This is a genomic window from Mastigocoleus testarum BC008, from assembly GCF_001456025.1.
Classification (GTDB): Bacteria; Cyanobacteriota; Cyanobacteriia; order Cyanobacteriales; family Nostocaceae; genus Mastigocoleus; species Mastigocoleus testarum.
Map to the genome: position 1 here is coordinate 98,351 of NZ_LMTZ01000084.1, position 16,918 is coordinate 115,268.

The window sequence follows — 16,918 nt, forward strand, 5'->3', positions numbered from 1 at the left end:
AAAATAAATATTAATTGAAAAAATAAGGAGTTTACATCATGTCGATTGAAAAGCTATCTTCTATACTTGCTAAAAACTACGAAAATTTTCCTAAAGGAAGATTTATAACTCTAATAGTTTCACGTACAACTAAATCTGAAACTATATTTAGAACTGAAGGTTCTGGAGAAAGAATTTGTAGTGAAGCAGTACAAACTAGTGTGAATGATGAAAGTATTATTCAGCGTTTAGTAATGACAAAACGCAAACAAGTAGCACCAGAAAGACGCTACGGAAGAGAACATTTAAGAGCTCATGAATTATTGTACGTGAGTAAAGGTAAAGATGGTTCTCTATGTTCTTTAAATACTAATTCACCCTGTGAAATGTGTATAGATTGCTTTCTTTACGGTTTTGCTGCTGGTGGAGGTGGAGCCCAAAAAAGTAGAATTTGGACAGAAGACGCTTTTAGTATTTTATCTGCTACTGACCTATTAGGCGATCGCACAATTAACGCAATTTATGAAAATGGAACAATGCGGGATGAAAAAGGTAATGCTTCAACTGCTTTAAATACCAGCGAATATATTAAACCTGGAGTACATTTTCTTGATGTTGTCACTCTCAAAGATGTAACCGCTGATGAATTGCGTTATGTGATTGGAAATATTCTATTTACATCCCGTTATGGTGCTGTTTCTAGTCGCGTTGGGAGAATGGAAAATGAAATATTGGGTGTATTTGGTAGTATTTGCGAGCTTCCTAGTTCTTTGGAATTAGTCCAATCTACCTATGATGTCTTACCGAAACCTGTAGAACATCCTTTAAATATCAAAAGATTAATTGAAGGTACTAAGGAAGTTATTTCAACTTGGAAAAATCGTAGAGGTGTTTCGGTGCAATTATCAGATTCAGAATTAGCAGCATTAATTACTGATGTAGAAAATAGTTGGTCAGAAGAAGAACGCGATAATTTCCTAAAACGTTTAAATCAATCCTACGAATCTTTCCGTCAAGTTTCTACCGATAACAAAAAAACTAAAACAAAAAAAGAAACTAAAACGAAAAAACAAACAGTAGAAGCAGGAAATTAACTTATGTCAGCAATTCCTTTTCAGACAGCAAAGATTGTAGAATTACATTTTCTCGAACCAGTCTTTTTTGCTTCTAGGGAGTTGTCTGATACTTACTACACTGAAGGAGCAATCGGGAATTATGCTTTAACCTATGCTTTTGGGTTTGCAAATTCCCCTTACAGACTTCAAGGTAAGCAAACTGGACGACCTACCTACAAAGAAGATTTTGCATCAATTAAAAATATCTGTTACATTTTACCTGCTTCACCAAAAAATGGCAGAATCACATACAGATTTGAAAGATTTAATGCACTTTCTGATAGTTATTGGTATTCAATGACTAATAACCGCGTTGCAACTTCAAGAAAAGATTTACCGTTACAACGTCAGGGTAAGAAACCCAATAGTTTTAGACCCAGTAACTTTCCTCAAACTGGAAGACTGCGTATGATTGAACGTGGTAATAAATTTCAAACTTTGGTATTCGGAGATTGTCAATTAGCAGATTATATCCGGGTCGGAAAGTTCATGAGTAAAGTCAGGGTGAATATTATTGATGAGTTACCCGTAACCGCGCTACCAGACGGAGAATATCAGACTCAATATTATCTCAACTCCGCCGATCTACCCTCAAACTTAGAAGCTTTCACATTTGACTTAATTTCCATACCTCCCGCACCAATAGTGAAAAATCTTCGTTTTCGGGGTGCAGCTTGGAAGGTTGGAGAAACAGTTATTCCTGCTGGTTTGTGTTTCTGTGGAGCAAATAATAATTAATGTCCGATCGCAACATATTTATTCAGTTAGAACCTCGAAGCATTGCTGCTTGTGAGTCTTTATCCGATCGATTATCCTTCATGGGTAACGCACTTCAACATCAAGTCGATGTCTTTGAAGAGTCACGGAATGCAGACATTATCCTAGATTTAGCCCCAACGGGTACGGGAAAAACTAAAGCGGGATTAACTGTTTTACTTCATAATCCCAAACAAAATGCAATTTACATAGCTCCCACTAACGCTTTAATCGAACAACAGAGAGAAGCAGCAGAAAAATTCGTTAAAGATGCTGGTTTACCCCACGTTGTCAAATCTGCTTCTGCAAAAGAAATCAAAAACTGGTCTGATGATCAAGTTGGTAAACGTTCCGGGGAAAAACTATATAACGTACTACGCAATCCAGCGATAATTTTCCCAGAAGTAGGAGCAAATAGACCTATTTTATTGGTGACAAATCCTGATATCTTTTATTATGCGACGTTCTTTGCTTACAACAAACTCGATCGCGATAACATTGCTAATGGTTTCTACACCAGGTTCGCTACAGTTATTTTTGATGAATTCCATCTTTACGATGCAAAACAACTAGTAGGATTGTTATTTTATCTTGCCTACTATCATGTTTTTGGTTTTTTTAAAAATCAGAGAAAAGTTGTTTTACTAACCGCTACACCAGAACCTGCTTGTGAAGCTGCATTACAAAGTTTAGCAAAGCAAGGTGTGAAAATTACCAGAATTGACGGTGAGAATAAAAATAGTGAAAATCAAAACTCTCAGCTTTTACCTTCCCAAACAGCAGTCAACTTAGAACTACGACCAAAACCAGATCGACGAGATGATTTACTACAAGCAATAGCAAACGAGATAGTAGAGCGGATCCAAGAAAAACCAGAACAAAATGGCGCGGTAATTCTCGACTCCAAAGATAATATTAATAGATTAGCTAACCTACTCAAGCACAAAGGTTTTGAAGATAAATTTGGACGGATTACAGGTTCAACACCACAACTCGATCGCAAATTAGCCGCTCAAAAACAAATTATCCTTGCTACCAGCACAGTCGATGTCGGATTTAACTTCGAACGAAATATTCAAACAAAGCGCCAAAACTTAGACTGGTTAATATTTTCCGCACGCGATCGCGCCGCATTTTGGCAAAGATTAGGACGCGTTGGACGGGTGCTGGGTAAGACCAAAACCGATATTCCTTCCGATGCGATCGCCTATTTACCCGATACAGCTTGGGAGCAAGGTTTATCTTGTTCAGGTGTATCTTCTTTAAATACTATTGGAGGACGGGAAGCACTCAAAAAGACCTTAGAAAAAATATCCTGTCTCGATAAACCATTTTTACATGCATATTGGCGTTCGGAAGCATTTTTAGAAATCGCACGTCCGTTGCTAGAGTTGGAAAATAAACTCAAAAATTTAGCTGGTAGCGAGTATATCCCTCAATTATTCAACACTTTAAAAGATTGTTTGGGAGGAAATCGCACCTGGGATGATTATCGCTGGAGAATGAAAATTTTATTGGGTGCGGGAAATATTGCTAAAACTCCAGTGAAAGATTTGAAGAAAGGTTGGAAATTTTTACCAGGTGGTCAAGCTTTTGTCAGAACATTTATCAAAGCTAACTTTCCTGATGACTGGGAAGAATTTCAAGCAGGAAATATAACTTTAGCAGATTATGAAGAAATTTTTTCAGAAAGAGATGAAGCAGTAAACGAATTAAAAGAATTCGCTGAAATTTGGAAAGCTAGCTATTCTCCCTTATTTAAATTCCGAGATAGCTTATTTGAAAACCTCCCAATTACTGACCCCCATGGATTTCTACTTGATGAGTCAGAACAAACAATTTTAGACCCAATTCATCTACTGAGGTATTACGAGTTCCAGAAAAAAGATGAATTAATTGAATTAACAGCACGAGCAGAAAACACCTATGACTTGAGCTTTCGTTTGTCTTACCCCGATGATTACCAAGATTTTATCAACCTAGAACTCAATAAACTAACAGCTTTCAAAAACATTCAAATTATCCGCAAACTAGAAGATGCGATTCGTCCCACACCCTTACTCGCAGAACTAGAAAAAGACTTATTTCCAGGAATAATTATTTGTCCTCGAACAAATGCTGCTGCGATTTATCAACTCCGCAAAGAAGGAATCGCATCATATCCAATCACCGTTGAATGTGACGATCTAACTAAAGACTATACAATATTACCTGGATTGTCAGGAATACTAGCGATCGCAATGAAATTTAAACAGTTACGTCTTCCAGATGATGAATGTTTTATTGCTGGTTAGCGCAAAGAGCACAGTAATAAATCTGCCATTATAGCAATCCTAAATCACTTATGAAAATCAATATTGTAGAGACGTTGCATGCAACGTCCCTACAGGATTCATCTGTTTACGAATCAAATATGATTGCTATATCAAATATATCAAAGCGTTAAAATACGGTGAATAGTAATAGGAAATACCCATGCTAGAAACATCACCTGACATTGAAAATATCAAGAAACTAGCTCAAAAACTACCAGAAAAAATTCCCTACTTGAAAATGCTAGTGTTGTTTGGTTCGAGAGCAACAGGTAATGCTGGTAATAATAGCGACTGGGATTTTGCAGTTTTATATGACAATAAACAAGATAACGATGATACAAAGGCTTGGGGTAGATTTGATTTACCAATGTTGATTGGAGAAGTATTAGATATTAATCCCGAGAAAATCGATGTAGTCGAACTAAATCATTGTTCTTGGTTAATTTCTCATTTTGTTGCTCGCGATGGTATTTTAATTTTTGAAAAAGATCCTTATGGTTTTGAATATTTTCGCTTAACATCCTTAAAGCCAGAATCAGAACTGAAAAAATTCCGTGAAGAGCAACATAAATTGATTGCAATAGATCTAAATAATTGGTCAAAATCAACATGAGTAGTATAGATTCTGAAATTATTTTAGCTAGGTTAAGGTTGATTGCGAAATATTATAATACCCTGGAACAGTTTTCTGATGTTAGCCTTGATGATTTTCTTGGTGATTTTAATAAGCAACTCATTGTAGAAAGACTATTGCAATTAATGATTCAATCAGCAATAGATATAAATAACCATATTTTATCTAGACTACAGCCAGATAATGTGGTTAGTAATTTTGAAGTATTTATAGAGCTTGCTAAATGTGATGTAATCACTGAAGATTTAGCTATAAAATTAGCACCGTCAGCAGGTTTAAGAAATCGTTTGGTTCATGAATATGATGATATCGATTCTAGCCAAGTGTTTAAAGCGATTTCTTTTGCGCTACAACAATATCCTCTGTATGTGAAACAAATCAACAATTATTTAATATCTTTAGAACAATAAAATTTTCAATAATGCAATCATAACTTTGTGATTCATGATTCATAATTTCTAAAGAACAAAAAAATGCCCCACAGCTTAATCCTCAACCTCCTACCACAGTCAACGATCTATCCACAATTCCTAACGGGAAGACACTACCATGCATTATTCCTCAACCTTGTGAGTTCAGTAGATCGCACATTGGGTGATATTCTACATGATTCTACCGCAGATAAAGCCTTTACTCTTTCTCCTTTACAAGTAAAATTAGACCCTCCAAGATACACAGACAGGAAATACACAGACAAAAAATATATAGACAAAAGAAAAATTCATGTCTTGCAGTATCAGCAACAAAAACCTATTAACTCCGGTACTCCATGTTGGTGGAGGATATCATTACTTGATGACACCCTATTTGGGAAACTAACGCAACTATGGCTAAATATTAACCCCGAACAACCTTGGCATTTAGGTTCTGCAGATTTATTTATTACTAGCATTCAAGGTACTCCCCAATCTATTCAACCTTGGGCAAATGCTTGCAGTTACTCTCAATTATACGATCGCGCAAGTAACACCGAGAAAACAATTACTTTTGTCTTTGCAACTCCAACAGCTTTCCGTCAAGGAAGTTATGATAGTGGTTTACCTACGAGGGATTTGGTTTTTAGAAGTTTGTTAAAACGCTGGAATAAGTATAGTGGAATAGAGTTTGATTCCGAATTTATCGAGTCGATTTATCCCAGTTTCTTTAACATTAAAACAGAAATTGCTAGTGATTCTCGAAGTAAATTTATTGGTTGTGTCGGTGAGATTAGCTATCGCATCATGGGTAATGTAGATGCAGAAGCAATTAAGAAAATAAATACTCTTGCTGATTTTGCTTTATATGCAGGAGTTGGACGGAAAACCCCCATGGGGATGGGGATGGTCAGAAGAATTTAGGTATTACTTTATTGCTCTTCCATCACTAAGCGGCAGAGGAAAATAATAAATCCTCATCAGACAATGGATTAGGAATGGCTCCTTGTAATCTATTCATAAGGTAAATTGTAGAGATGTTGCATGCAACATCTCTACAGGAATCACCCATTCATAAATCAAATCTGATTGCTATAAATTTTCTCAAAGTCCCCCTTTCCAAGTGGGATTTAGGGGGATCCTAAATTTATCTAATAGGATAATGATTCCGTAAATATTATATAAAAAATAGCGAGTTTTAAATCATGACTGAATATATTCCCATCGCGGCATTAAATCAATATGCCTATTGTTCTCATCGTTGTTGGAGAATGTTTTGTATCGGTGAGTTTATTGATAATAAATACACTATTGAAGGTACTAGTTTACATGAAAGAGTACATACAACCGGTGAAGGTAATCAAGAAGAAACTTGGCAAGTTAGAGCAATTTGGTTGAAATCTGAAAAATATCAATTAATTGGTAAATCCGATCTAATTGAATCAGAAAATGGAGAGTTTTATCCAGTTGAATATAAACGTGGAAAAAAAGGTGAATGGGATAATGATGAATTACAGGTTTGCGCCCAAGCTTTGTGTTTGGAGGAAATGATAGGGAAAGTTGTGCAGACTGGGTATGTTTATTATGCTCAAACCCATCAAAGACAATTAGTAGAAATTTCTGATGATCTGCGACAACAAACTATTAATACTATTGCTGATGTTACCAGGATAATCGAAACAGGAATAATGCCACGGGCTGTTTATAGTAAAAGATGTAGGGGATGCAGTTTATCAGAGCAATGTTTACCAAAATTGGTAGATAAAGTTGGTAAATATATTGAATCTGAAGATTAATCATCAAAATAATAAATAAGGAGAAATAAAAAATGGGTACTGTTTATGTCACTCAGGAAGATACTTTTATTGGAAAAGTTGATGAAAGATTGAATGTAAGGTTTGAAAAGAAAACTATTTTAGATGTACCTTTACTGAAAGTTGATGGTGTGGTTGTTATGGGTCGGGCGAGTATTTCCCCCGCTGCGATCGCAGAATTAGTTCACAACAAAATCCCCCTGACTTTCCTCACTCTGAATGGTAAATATATCGCTCGCTTGGAACCAGAAATGAATAAAAATATTTTCCTGCGTTCCGCTCAGTGGAAAGCTGCTGGTGATTCAACTCAAGCGATTCATGTTACCAAGGCTTTTGTCAGAGGAAAGCTGAAAAATTACCGTAAATCTTTATTAAAAACTCAGCGCAACTATCCAGATATCAATGTCAGTAAGGGAATAAGTCAACTTGAGAATTCTTTAGTTTCTTTGCATAAAGCAACTACAATCGATTCAATTCGTGGTTGTGAAGGTGCTGCAAGCGCCGCATATTTTAGTTGTTTTGATAACTTTATTCGTGTGGATGATTTTAGTTTTAATTCCCGGAATCGTCGTCCACCAACAGATCCAGTTAATTCCCTTTTGAGTTTGGGATACTCATTATTGCGTCACGATATTCAAGGTGCTTTAAATATTGTTGGTTTCGATCCATATTTGGGATATTTACACACTGAACGTTACGGTAGACCATCTTTAGCGTTAGATTTGATGGAAGAATTCCGTCCTTTGATTGTCGATTCGTTGGTTCTTGGTGCAATCAACCGCAAAATTTTCAAACCATCTGATTTTCAGAAAGAACCGATTAGTAATGCGGTTTCTCTAACTAAGGAGAAGTTACACGAGTTTCTGAGGTTATATCAGGAGAAAAAACTGACAAAATTTACCCATCCAGTTTTGAAAATCAAAAAGACCTATCAAGAAGCTTTTGAAATTCAAGCCCGGTTGTTGGGTAAATATCTCATGGGGGAAACCGATAAATATCCACCTTTAATCGTGAAGTAATACGACTTACCAGCTCAATAATCCGCCTGGGAATTTGGTTAATTGAGAATGCTCAAGTTATCGAAATTATCCTTTACCCTCAGTTCCTCGATCCATAATGTTTGTTGTTGTTTCCTACGATATTCCTGAAGATAAACGTCGCACTAAAATTCATAAAATTCTTAAGTCCTATGGGCAGTGGATGCAGTATTCTGTTTTTGAGTGCGATTTAACCGATACCCAATATGCTAGACTGCGATCGCGTCTTTCGAAGGTAATTGAACCTTCTGTTGATAGCATTCGTTTTTATTCGCTGTGTGGTTGTTGTCAACCAAAAATTGAGCGTATTGGTGGTGAAGTCCCACGAGATAATACAGTATTTTTTGCTTGATGTTTGCTAGTCTTTTGCGCCAACCTGTGGGTCTTAGAAATGAGTTGTTAAATTTAGCGGCTGAAATCCTTACTGCACATAGCTTTGAGCGATTTTCACTAGATAAGAGGTTGGCGCAACTCTTGAAATCTTCTCTATGTAAGGGTTTGAGCAATTTTTTCGAGTTGCACTCTTGACACTCCTGCGGCTGAAACAGTATTTTAGATGAGGTTGGCGCAAATGTACCTTGAAAACTAAATATAGCAAGGGTTCCATTACGAGCAGTTGAAACTCACTAAAATCCCTATCAGGGATTGAAACCAAATCATCCCCCAGGAGATAATTACCTCCTATGTTGAAACTCACTAAAATCCCTATCAGGGATTGAAACGCGTTTATTTCAAAGACGGAACGAGTGACACTTGTTGAAACTCACTAAAATCCCTATCAGGGATTGAAACCCGCTAATCTTCTCGAACCTGCGCCTGCTCTTTTAGTTGAAACTCACTAAAATCCCTATCAGGGATTGAAACTTTTGTATTTAAATAACATGGCTGCTAATTCACAAGTTGAAACTCACTAAAATCCCTATCAGGGATTGAAACACCACCAGATGCGCCAACATTAGTAGAGCTATTTGGTTGAAACTCACTAAAATCCCTATCAGGGATTGAAACCCATTGGGGCAGGTTGCCATTTCATTAATTTTTGCGTTGAAACTCACTAAAATCCCTATCAGGGATTGAAACAGGCTAGAATTTGGCTCCCCTGCCCAACCTTCTAAGTTGAAACTCACTAAAATCCCTATCAGGGATTGAAACGTTGGTGGAACTGCTTGCTCACACCAGTTTCGTTGAAACTCACTAAAATCCCTATCAGGGATTGAAACAAGCTTAAAAATTCTTAGTGAGCTTTCAAGCATTGTTGAAACTCACTAAAATCCCTATCAGGGATTGAAACGATTCCTGCTACTTCTTTGGAACCGCCCCGATTGTTGAAACTCACTAAAATCCCTATCAGGGATTGAAACTTCTCAAAAACATGCCTGAGTATCGAACGACACGTTGAAACTCACTAAAATCCCTATCAGGGATTGAAACTTCTAACTTTAAATCCCCTGCTTTTGCGATCGCGTTGAAACTCACTAAAATCCCTATCAGGGATTGAAACTGATAATAGCTAATCTTTCCCGACTTAGCGTATAGTTGAAACTCACTAAAATCCCTATCAGGGATTGAAACTTGATTCCTTAACTCTCTGTCAAAGATTCGTTCGTTGAAACTCACTAAAATCCCTATCAGGGATTGAAACCCAAAAGGTTTGTTTCAAGAACCGCCTAAACGTTGAAACTCACTAAAATCCCTATCAGGGATTGAAACGTACGCTTTTCTTCAACCTGATTTTGTGGAAGAAGTTGAAACTCACTAAAATCCCTATCAGGGATTGAAACTTACTTGCTTTAATCTATGACGGAGCGATCGTTGTTGAAACTCACTAAAATCCCTATCAGGGATTGAAACATAACATTGCAATGTTACTCCAAACGTGTAATCCATGTGTTGAAACTCACTAAAATCCCTATCAGGGATTGAAACGTCTGGATTAAAATTTTTTGGATCAACCACAGTTCCGTTGAAACTCACTAAAATCCCTATCAGGGATTGAAACACTAGATCTAATTCAATACATCCATTGGTATATGTTGAAACTCACTAAAATCCCTATCAGGGATTGAAACTCAGCAAGAACAAAGCGATCGCTCCTTTAGCAAACACTCTCAGTTTTCTCAGATAACTCTTAGCAAAGACTCATTTACCAATCACCAACCCCTCAGACTCATCACCGATATTAGTAATCAAGGAAAAGAAAACGACATAAAACAAAGTTTACAGGAGCAATCACCATGAATTTCAACAGAGTAGCAGGTTTAGGAATCGCATCAATTGTATTATTCGGTAGTGTTGTTTCAGTAGTAGTTAGTCCCGAAGTAGCCGAAGCGCGTCCCGCACACCAAGATACAATAGTTGCGAACAAATCTAAATCGCTGATTGCATCCGGTAACTTTGTTAAATCAGAAAAAGCTACCACCGGTAAAGCCAAAATCGTCAATATGAATGGTAAACGCTATCTCAAATTTGATGAAGCATTTAGTACCGGTAATGGTCCCGACGTGAAAGTTATCTTACATAAAAGCAGCACTGTACCAGGAAATATTCAAGAAGGAAACTACATTACCCTTGCACCAATCCAAAAATTCAAAGGTGCTCAGACCTATGAAATTCCTGAAAACGTAAATCTGGACGAATTCAAATCTGTCGGAATCTGGTGTGAAGAATTCAACGCAACCTTTGGTTACGCTAGCCTGCAAAATACTTAAATTTAAAATTCTCTTTTACATTATATACAGTAATACCAATTTGGAAAAATAATAAGACAGATAGATTTCTGTAGAGACGTTAAATCATTGCAACGTCTCTACCGGAGAATCTGTTGCAATGATTTATCGAATTGGTATAAGTTTTTGACTTTTGACTTGCGCATAGCGCTATAATATGCGGTTCGATTGTCAGTAGCCCCAGATTATTTACTGGTGCTGCTGATTTCTTGTATTTTTGCATGCATGCATTTATTTACTTTATAAAATCGGTAAAGCTGATTTATCGCACCACGTAACTAGGTTAGGGCGTAAGTAAATTATGAAACCAAGTAAGAAACTTTTTACTTCTTACTTTTTACTTGCGCATAGCGCCATATGATGACACCAAAATTATTGGCACATTTCTATAAATATCACATATTTATCTCATATATACTGACATTAAAGGGCTGGGATGACGACCTCCGACAATCATAGTTCCCACTACACAGTTTTCTTCAAACACAGCGCAAGTTTATAATTTACCTTTTCCCAGATTATCTACATTTTTGAGTAGCATTAGGTTTCATATTACTAGGTTTTTGAATTAGGACATTTTTTGCTATCTATTAGCTGTTTTCTATTCCCTGTTTTTTCCCTGAATAAACCTAGAATTTCCTAACATCGACTCTTAATTCAATCGGTAAATTATTCAAAATAGAAAATTTTGGATATCGAAAGATTAAATTTGAGTTTGTAGCACAAATTATCCTTTATTTATCCTCTCAAAATCTGCTATTTACTAAGAAGTAGTTTTAAAGCCCTCCAGTTTGATTACTTCTCTTTCATCAGTTTTCTAGCATTATTATCCACAGTCATTTTAATTAGTAGAGCTTGTATTTCTGAGAAAAAAATATCATTTTCTATTTCAACTATCAGCTAGAGCTAGATATTAATAGTATTTGATATTTTATTGTTCTACTTTTTTAAGATTTCCGAGACCGCAAATAAGCACTTCAATAATCTCATTAATCCTGTTCATAAAACGATGAAATTCACTATTAATCCATTACTTTCCGTTGGTTTAGCTGTTTCTGCATTACTTGCGACTTCCTTATCTGCTTTCGCAGGAGAGCAAAAATTAGCTCAGACTTTTAACGGTAATCAAAAAACTTCCACAAAAGGTGAAAACTATATAGGTTTAGGAACTGTTATTGGTGGAGACAGTGATTTTATAGATGCAGCGATCATTAGTAAAGTCAAACTACTAAATCTAGGTCGCTCCAAAAGCTTATCCATTAGACCTTCAGCCGTTTTCAGCAATGGTGACTTGGATTTGCGTATCCCTGCAACTATAGATATAACAAAAGTCGATCGAGACTTGGGAGAATTAAACGGTAGAATCAAACCTTATGCAGGTGGAGGAATTGCGATAAACTCTGGTGGAGATGCAGACCTAATGCTAACCGGTGGTATGGACCTTAAACTCACACCCAAATTAACCGCTACAACCGCTGCAAATGTGCTATTTTTAGGCGATACAGAATTCGATCTAACTGTTGGTTTAGGATATAACTTCTAACAGTAAAAAATTTACAGCAAAATAATTCCAATTATTCTGTAACTTTTGCAACGTATTTTGTTTATTTTACTCCTATCGTTGGGCGATAAAACATCCCAACGATATAACTTGATTCATACTAAGGATTATGAATAAAATTAAAATAATAGCGGTAAGATAATATTGTTGTGCTAAATAATATATTAATTAATAAAAAATAATGTTTTAAATGACTTGATGATGTTTAGAATAAAGTCTTCATCACAATAAGCCGTTTAAAAATATAAATTGCCGCCGGTCAAACATAATGCATAAATCACTAGTAAAAACAGAAAAATTGCCGGATGTATTAGCGGAAAAAAATCAAGAGAAAGAACGTATGCATGACGTTTTTTTACTCTTACAAAATTTGTCGAATAGAGAAGAAGTAACAATAAAACTTATAATAGATAGTCTTTATGATATAGCTTCAGTTAATTTAATCAATAAAAAATTTAGCTATGGTCCCTTAAGAAAAATCTTAAAACCAATCAGTAGAATGTCCAAGCCTGCATTCCGCTTCTTTGCTTGGCGATGGTTTCTGAAAAATTTTCCTCCTTTAATCACCAAATGGCTTTATAAACAAGTTACTTTTAATACGGCTTCGAAAAAGAAAGTACAGAAACCAGTTACAACCATTCCTCAACAAAATGCACAGTTAGAAGCTGCAACAACGGCAAACTCAACACTAGAATTAGAATTAGCGAACCGAGAAAAAAGTCGGGAAATCAAACATCTTCGTTCTCGAATCAAGTGGTTGACAGGTGTGTTGATTGGGATAATTACAATTTTTAGCAGTGGATTTCTTTGGTTGGGTTATGAATTAGAGAAATCACATTCACGAACAGTAGAAGAGTTGAAAATGCAGGTAAAAACCTTGGAAGCTGTCGTGAATAAATAATTGATACTAAGAACTCTAAAAAATTTGTCCAACGATTCAAAACTAGTACTGTGTCACACCAACTTTGACGGGTTTGTAGTTGGGCTTTAGCCCCGGTAAAGCCTTGATATTAAAGCGCTAAAGCGCTACTACGAACATTAATTTTGAGGGGTTGTAGAGACGTTGTATGCAACGTCTCTGCAAGGTTTTGTGGAACAAGCTAACCCATCATATTCAATGGGACAAACCACTAATTTGCAATAAAGATGATACACTACAGGCAGAATATCAAATCAAGCAAAATATTAAGCCGACAAAACTCTTTGCTTTAACTCAACTTCAAAGCGTTCTCCTGCTGATGGGTCGATTACTTGAGTTGTTAAATTGTTCTTTTCTAATAGCGATCTAAAATCTGTAACGGTACCTTCAGCTTTGAGAAATTTTACTAATAGCCCTTCAAATTCTACATCACCACCAGCTGCTGTCGGTAGCATAACTTGTGGTTGTAGCCACTGTGCAACTTCTAAAGCCTTTTGCTGACCCTTAATAAAAGGTCCGACCAAAGGTAAAGCTAAGTTAATCAGGGGTGTAATAACCACATCTATTGGTGCAGATTCTTTTAAGGAAGGTGAATGATATCCGTGGGGTTCATAGTAAAGAGTAAAACCAGTTTCCAACTCGGTCAGAATATAGCCATTTTCTACTAAAGTTGGACCAATGGGAGAACCGGGAACAGCTTTAATCTCAATACTTCCATCTAAAGTAAAGGTTTCGTTATGGTCCAAAGAATTAATTTGAGTGTAACCTAATTCTTTCACAACCTTAGCTGCATTAGGAGAACCAACAACTTGAATATTGTGGTCAAGCTCCTTGAGAGTTGGTGTATGTGCATGGTCTTCCAAACCTTGGGATAATAAAATTAGATCGATATTTTCTGGTATTGGTCGTTCCTTGAGTTTAGAACCTTTAAAAAACCAATCAGCACCATTAAAAGTCAAGTTACCAACCAACCATGGATCAAGCAGTATTTTTTTGCTACCGATTTCAATTAACCAGCTATTGCTATCTAAATAAGTAAGGTGCATATGTATTTTTGTTAAGATAAACCCTACATTTATTATGTCTCTGATATCGATTTTTTTGTATCGGTTGACTTAAATGCTGCACTAAATCTAATATCTCCTGGTTCTTTGCGTCCTTCCAACTAAACGATTTTGAACTTCCCTTACTGCAGCATCTGCATTAATTAAACCACTTCCAAAAAAATATTTTTCTGCTGAAACCGATCTGGGTACCCTTCCCCGCTTCATCAATAATTGGTGTAATTTTTTTTCTGCATTGGAAAGTTTTAATCCCCTGTAAGATGAAGTTCTTTTGAGAATCTCCAGAATCTCTTTTCGACTTAGGACTCTTTGTGGATCTTCTCCCTTCATTAGCGCAACCACCCCCGCAACCATGGGAGAAGCAAAAGAAGTACCCTCAACCCAAATATATTTACCTCGAGATAGTGGGAGAGTATTCCAAGAATACCTTGGTTTGTCGATTCCTTGCCATAATCCATTGACCCATTGACCACCAGTTGTCAAAATTCCACCGTTAACCCCTACCGAACGAGTTGAAACATCTCCACCGGGAGCAACTACAGTTAATTCATTACCAAAATTACTATAAGAAGCACGATTTCCTTTAAAATTGACACCTCCTACCCCAATTACATCTTCGATCGCTGCGGGAAATCCGATTCTTCCAATACCTTCATTTCCAACAGCAGCTACAAATACCAGATCGGGATTTTCTTTCTGTGCTCGAACTATGGTATCTGTTTCATCAGCAGTTGGTAAATAAGAACCATAACTCATGTTAATAATATCCGCACCTCTAGCGATCGCATAACCAATTCCCTCAATAATTTGGGATACTTGGTACATTGTTTCAAAGCCAGAAGTGGGACTATAAACTGTTTTACTAACTTTTACAGGTAAAAATTTGGCTTTAGGTGCAACTCCAACTACCCCATTTTTACCTTGAGGACGTGCAGCAATAACTCCAGAAACCCAAGTTCCATGGAATAAACTACTTACTTCTTTGCGTATATGATCCCGTAAAGCTTGGGCGATTTGTGCTTTAGTAAGATGTCTAATCAGTTCTTTCCTAACTGAGGATATTTCTGCTAAAAAAGGATCGTCTGCGTATTTTTCCAGTAGTTCATCATCAGATAACAAAAAACTATCTTGGAAGATGGGACGAAACGTAGATAACTCGCGAGGATTAATTCGAGTATCCGGATCGTTACCAACAAAATCCCAACCGTGTTTTTCACCTCTGAGTTTATCCTGAACGTTACCTACTCGGTAAAGACTACCGATTAAATCTGGATGGTTCCATTGAATAAAGTCATCAAGTACTGCAACTACAACACCTTTACCGGCTTTTGATTTAGACCAAGCCGGAATTACACCAATATCAGTACTGGGTTTAAGAGATCTAGAACGATTAAATAAGTTATCGCTCAAACACCTATTAATAAAACTAGGAAACTGATTTAAACAGTAACTGAAAGGAGCACTATTGAGATGCCATTGTAACGGTAGCAAACTTGTTTGGAAAGGATTTTTGATTTTTCTTTGATCTCTAATAGTACCAAGTCTAATTCTTTGTGTGATATTTGATATCCCGCCAAATTTTCTCGTAAATGGGGACAAAAGGGAATTATCAAAGGAAGTTTTACTGAAAAATGGTATTGATAGATCTATTGGTTTTACATTTGTGGATGTTTTTAAATTATGGGATAAGTTAAAGTTAGGCGTTGCAGATTTAATTCCATCAAGGCGATATAAACGATTAGCTACATCTAATACTTGTACCCCTGACGCAGATAGAGATTTAACCAGATACCGATTGGAACTGAAACGTAACGGACGAATAATACTTAAATTATGTCTTCGCAGAATTTTTTGTTTCTGACTGTTAGATGTTTGTTCGTCAAAATGAAGAATAATTTCGTTGGGGAGAATAATTTTTTCCCTATATCCACCACTTATTTGAGGAGAAGATTTCTGTCTGGAAAACACAGGTAAAGTATTCTCAACATAAGCCTGTTTTTTGAGGAGTCTTTGGATGGTGCTACTATCCCTAGGATTTGTGGAGGGGATTCTCATTAAAGCATAACGCTTCCCAAATGGTTTAATTCTCAGGCTTGAGTTTTCCAAGCTTAAATTTGCTTGATTGAAATTTGTTTTTCCAACGGAACGATTTAGATCTAGTTGTAATTTCAAATGTAGAGGTAATGAAGCTCTACTTTGAGCTTTGGGTTTAAAGCTGATAGCAACTATATCCTCTTGCAAAATCAGAGGAATTTTTTTATTGTAATAGGTATAAAATAATTTTTTATTTGTCTGAGAATTTGTCACTACTGACGTTTGTGCTTTTAAAGGCTGAGTCTTAAATATGGGCAAAAAACAAGTCAATAAAAGAATGCCAGACAAAAAACTCTTCATAGTATAGCTGCCTCGCAAATAGATTCTAAAATACAACTAGCAACAGAGATGCATAAAAAAATATACATTAATTACTTAATGTATACTCTATCTTCATAAGTTGTCTGCTTTTAGAAATACAAGCTACACTAATTTAAGTATAATTACGTAATTTATTAAGCTTAATTCGAACGATTTTACAATTTTTCCTA

14 protein-coding genes and 1 CRISPR repeat array are annotated in these 16,918 nt (G+C 36.2%); of the genes, 12 read left to right on the forward strand and 2 right to left on the reverse strand.

The genetic code is table 11. From position 1 onward, the window contains the following. Positions 1 to 38: 38 nt before the first annotated feature. From cas7d to BC008_RS13765, 12 genes are all read left to right on the forward strand, one after another. On the forward strand, positions 39 to 1,073 hold the full coding sequence (gene cas7d, locus BC008_RS13710; protein WP_027843763.1) for a type I-D CRISPR-associated protein Cas7/Csc2: 1,035 nt from the start codon (positions 39 to 41) through the stop codon (positions 1,071 to 1,073). Positions 1,074 to 1,076: 3 nt separating this feature from the next. Further along, positions 1,077 to 1,832, forward strand: a complete 756-nt coding sequence (cas5d, locus tag BC008_RS13715; protein WP_027843764.1) for a type I-D CRISPR-associated protein Cas5/Csc1 — start codon at positions 1,077 to 1,079, stop codon at positions 1,830 to 1,832. Next, positions 1,832 to 4,144, forward strand: coding sequence for a type I-D CRISPR-associated helicase Cas3' (gene cas3 / locus BC008_RS13720; RefSeq protein WP_027843765.1), 2,313 nt, complete (start codon positions 1,832 to 1,834; stop codon positions 4,142 to 4,144). The genes cas5d and cas3 overlap by 1 nt, the downstream gene beginning before the upstream one ends. A 181-nt stretch (positions 4,145 to 4,325) precedes the next feature. Continuing rightward, positions 4,326 to 4,778: a type VII toxin-antitoxin system MntA family adenylyltransferase antitoxin gene (gene mntA / locus BC008_RS13725; protein WP_027843766.1), complete on the forward strand. Its 453-nt coding sequence runs from the start codon at positions 4,326 to 4,328 to the stop codon at positions 4,776 to 4,778. Continuing rightward, the gene (gene hepT, locus BC008_RS13730) at positions 4,775 to 5,209 is read left to right on the forward strand and encodes a type VII toxin-antitoxin system HepT family RNase toxin (protein ID WP_027843767.1); all 435 of its coding nucleotides are present in this window, start codon (positions 4,775 to 4,777) and stop codon (positions 5,207 to 5,209) included. The genes mntA and hepT overlap by 4 nt, the downstream gene beginning before the upstream one ends. Before the next feature lie 63 nt (positions 5,210 to 5,272). Next, positions 5,273 to 6,136, forward strand: a complete 864-nt coding sequence (gene cas6 / locus BC008_RS13735) for a CRISPR-associated endoribonuclease Cas6 (protein ID WP_027843768.1) — start codon at positions 5,273 to 5,275, stop codon at positions 6,134 to 6,136. A gap of 281 nt (positions 6,137 to 6,417) precedes the next feature. Further along, positions 6,418 to 7,008, forward strand: a complete 591-nt coding sequence (cas4, locus tag BC008_RS13740; protein ID WP_027843769.1) for a CRISPR-associated protein Cas4 — start codon at positions 6,418 to 6,420, stop codon at positions 7,006 to 7,008. Between the two features lie 32 nt (positions 7,009 to 7,040). Next, on the forward strand, positions 7,041 to 8,045 hold the full coding sequence (cas1d, locus tag BC008_RS13745) for a type I-D CRISPR-associated endonuclease Cas1d (protein WP_027843770.1): 1,005 nt from the start codon (positions 7,041 to 7,043) through the stop codon (positions 8,043 to 8,045). A 97-nt stretch (positions 8,046 to 8,142) separates the two neighbouring features. Then, positions 8,143 to 8,415, forward strand: coding sequence for a CRISPR-associated endonuclease Cas2 (gene cas2 / locus BC008_RS13750; RefSeq protein ID WP_058183595.1), 273 nt, complete (start codon positions 8,143 to 8,145; stop codon positions 8,413 to 8,415). 263 nt (positions 8,416 to 8,678) lie between these two features. Continuing rightward, a CRISPR array of direct repeats spans positions 8,679 to 10,132; the repeat unit is 37 nt; unit sequence GTTGAAACTCACTAAAATCCCTATCAGGGATTGAAAC. Positions 10,133 to 10,297: 165 nt separating this feature from the next. After that, positions 10,298 to 10,771 carry a DM13 domain-containing protein gene (locus BC008_RS13755; RefSeq protein ID WP_058183596.1) on the forward strand — a complete coding sequence of 158 codons (474 nt, stop codon included), beginning with the start codon at positions 10,298 to 10,300 and terminating at the stop codon, positions 10,769 to 10,771. A 1,027-nt stretch (positions 10,772 to 11,798) separates the two neighbouring features. Then, complete coding sequence (locus BC008_RS13760) at positions 11,799 to 12,332, forward strand: hypothetical protein (RefSeq protein ID WP_058183597.1); 534 nt, start codon at positions 11,799 to 11,801, stop codon at positions 12,330 to 12,332. Positions 12,333 to 12,618: 286 nt separating this feature from the next. Then, positions 12,619 to 13,251 carry a hypothetical protein gene (locus tag BC008_RS13765; RefSeq protein ID WP_027844171.1) on the forward strand — a complete coding sequence of 211 codons (633 nt, stop codon included), beginning with the start codon at positions 12,619 to 12,621 and terminating at the stop codon, positions 13,249 to 13,251. A gap of 284 nt (positions 13,252 to 13,535) precedes the next feature. Here the strand turns inward: BC008_RS13765 and BC008_RS13770 are convergent, their stop codons facing one another. Both BC008_RS13770 and BC008_RS13775 read right to left on the reverse strand, forming a co-directional pair. Next, complete coding sequence (locus BC008_RS13770) at positions 13,536 to 14,315, reverse strand: MBL fold metallo-hydrolase (protein WP_027844172.1); 780 nt, start codon at positions 14,313 to 14,315, stop codon at positions 13,536 to 13,538. Between the two features lie 87 nt (positions 14,316 to 14,402). Beyond that, positions 14,403 to 16,640, reverse strand: coding sequence for a S8 family peptidase (locus BC008_RS13775; RefSeq protein ID WP_161938113.1), 2,238 nt, complete (start codon positions 16,638 to 16,640; stop codon positions 14,403 to 14,405). Between the last annotated feature and the right edge of the window lie 278 nt (positions 16,641 to 16,918).

Excerpts from the sequence above, each read along its gene's own strand:
- cas5d (WP_027843764.1), top strand. The coding sequence starts at position 1,077 with ATGTCAGCAATTCCTTTTCAGACAGCAAAGATTGTAGAATTACATTTT.
- cas3 (WP_027843765.1), top strand. The coding sequence starts at position 1,832 with ATGTCCGATCGCAACATATTTATTCAGTTAGAACCTCGAAGCATTGCT.
- cas6 (WP_027843768.1), top strand. The coding sequence starts at position 5,273 with ATGCCCCACAGCTTAATCCTCAACCTCCTACCACAGTCAACGATCTAT.
- mntA (WP_027843766.1), top strand. The coding sequence starts at position 4,326 with ATGCTAGAAACATCACCTGACATTGAAAATATCAAGAAACTAGCTCAA.
- cas2 (WP_058183595.1), top strand. The coding sequence starts at position 8,143 with ATGTTTGTTGTTGTTTCCTACGATATTCCTGAAGATAAACGTCGCACT.
- BC008_RS13755 (WP_058183596.1), top strand. The coding sequence starts at position 10,298 with ATGAATTTCAACAGAGTAGCAGGTTTAGGAATCGCATCAATTGTATTA.
- cas4 (WP_027843769.1), top strand. The coding sequence starts at position 6,418 with ATGACTGAATATATTCCCATCGCGGCATTAAATCAATATGCCTATTGT.
- BC008_RS13760 (WP_058183597.1), top strand. The coding sequence starts at position 11,799 with ATGAAATTCACTATTAATCCATTACTTTCCGTTGGTTTAGCTGTTTCT.
- cas1d (WP_027843770.1), top strand. The coding sequence starts at position 7,041 with ATGGGTACTGTTTATGTCACTCAGGAAGATACTTTTATTGGAAAAGTT.
- cas7d (WP_027843763.1), top strand. The coding sequence starts at position 39 with ATGTCGATTGAAAAGCTATCTTCTATACTTGCTAAAAACTACGAAAAT.
- hepT (WP_027843767.1), top strand. The coding sequence starts at position 4,775 with ATGAGTAGTATAGATTCTGAAATTATTTTAGCTAGGTTAAGGTTGATT.
- BC008_RS13765 (WP_027844171.1), top strand. The coding sequence starts at position 12,619 with ATGCATAAATCACTAGTAAAAACAGAAAAATTGCCGGATGTATTAGCG.
- BC008_RS13770 (WP_027844172.1), bottom strand. The coding sequence starts at position 14,315 with ATGCACCTTACTTATTTAGATAGCAATAGCTGGTTAATTGAAATCGGT.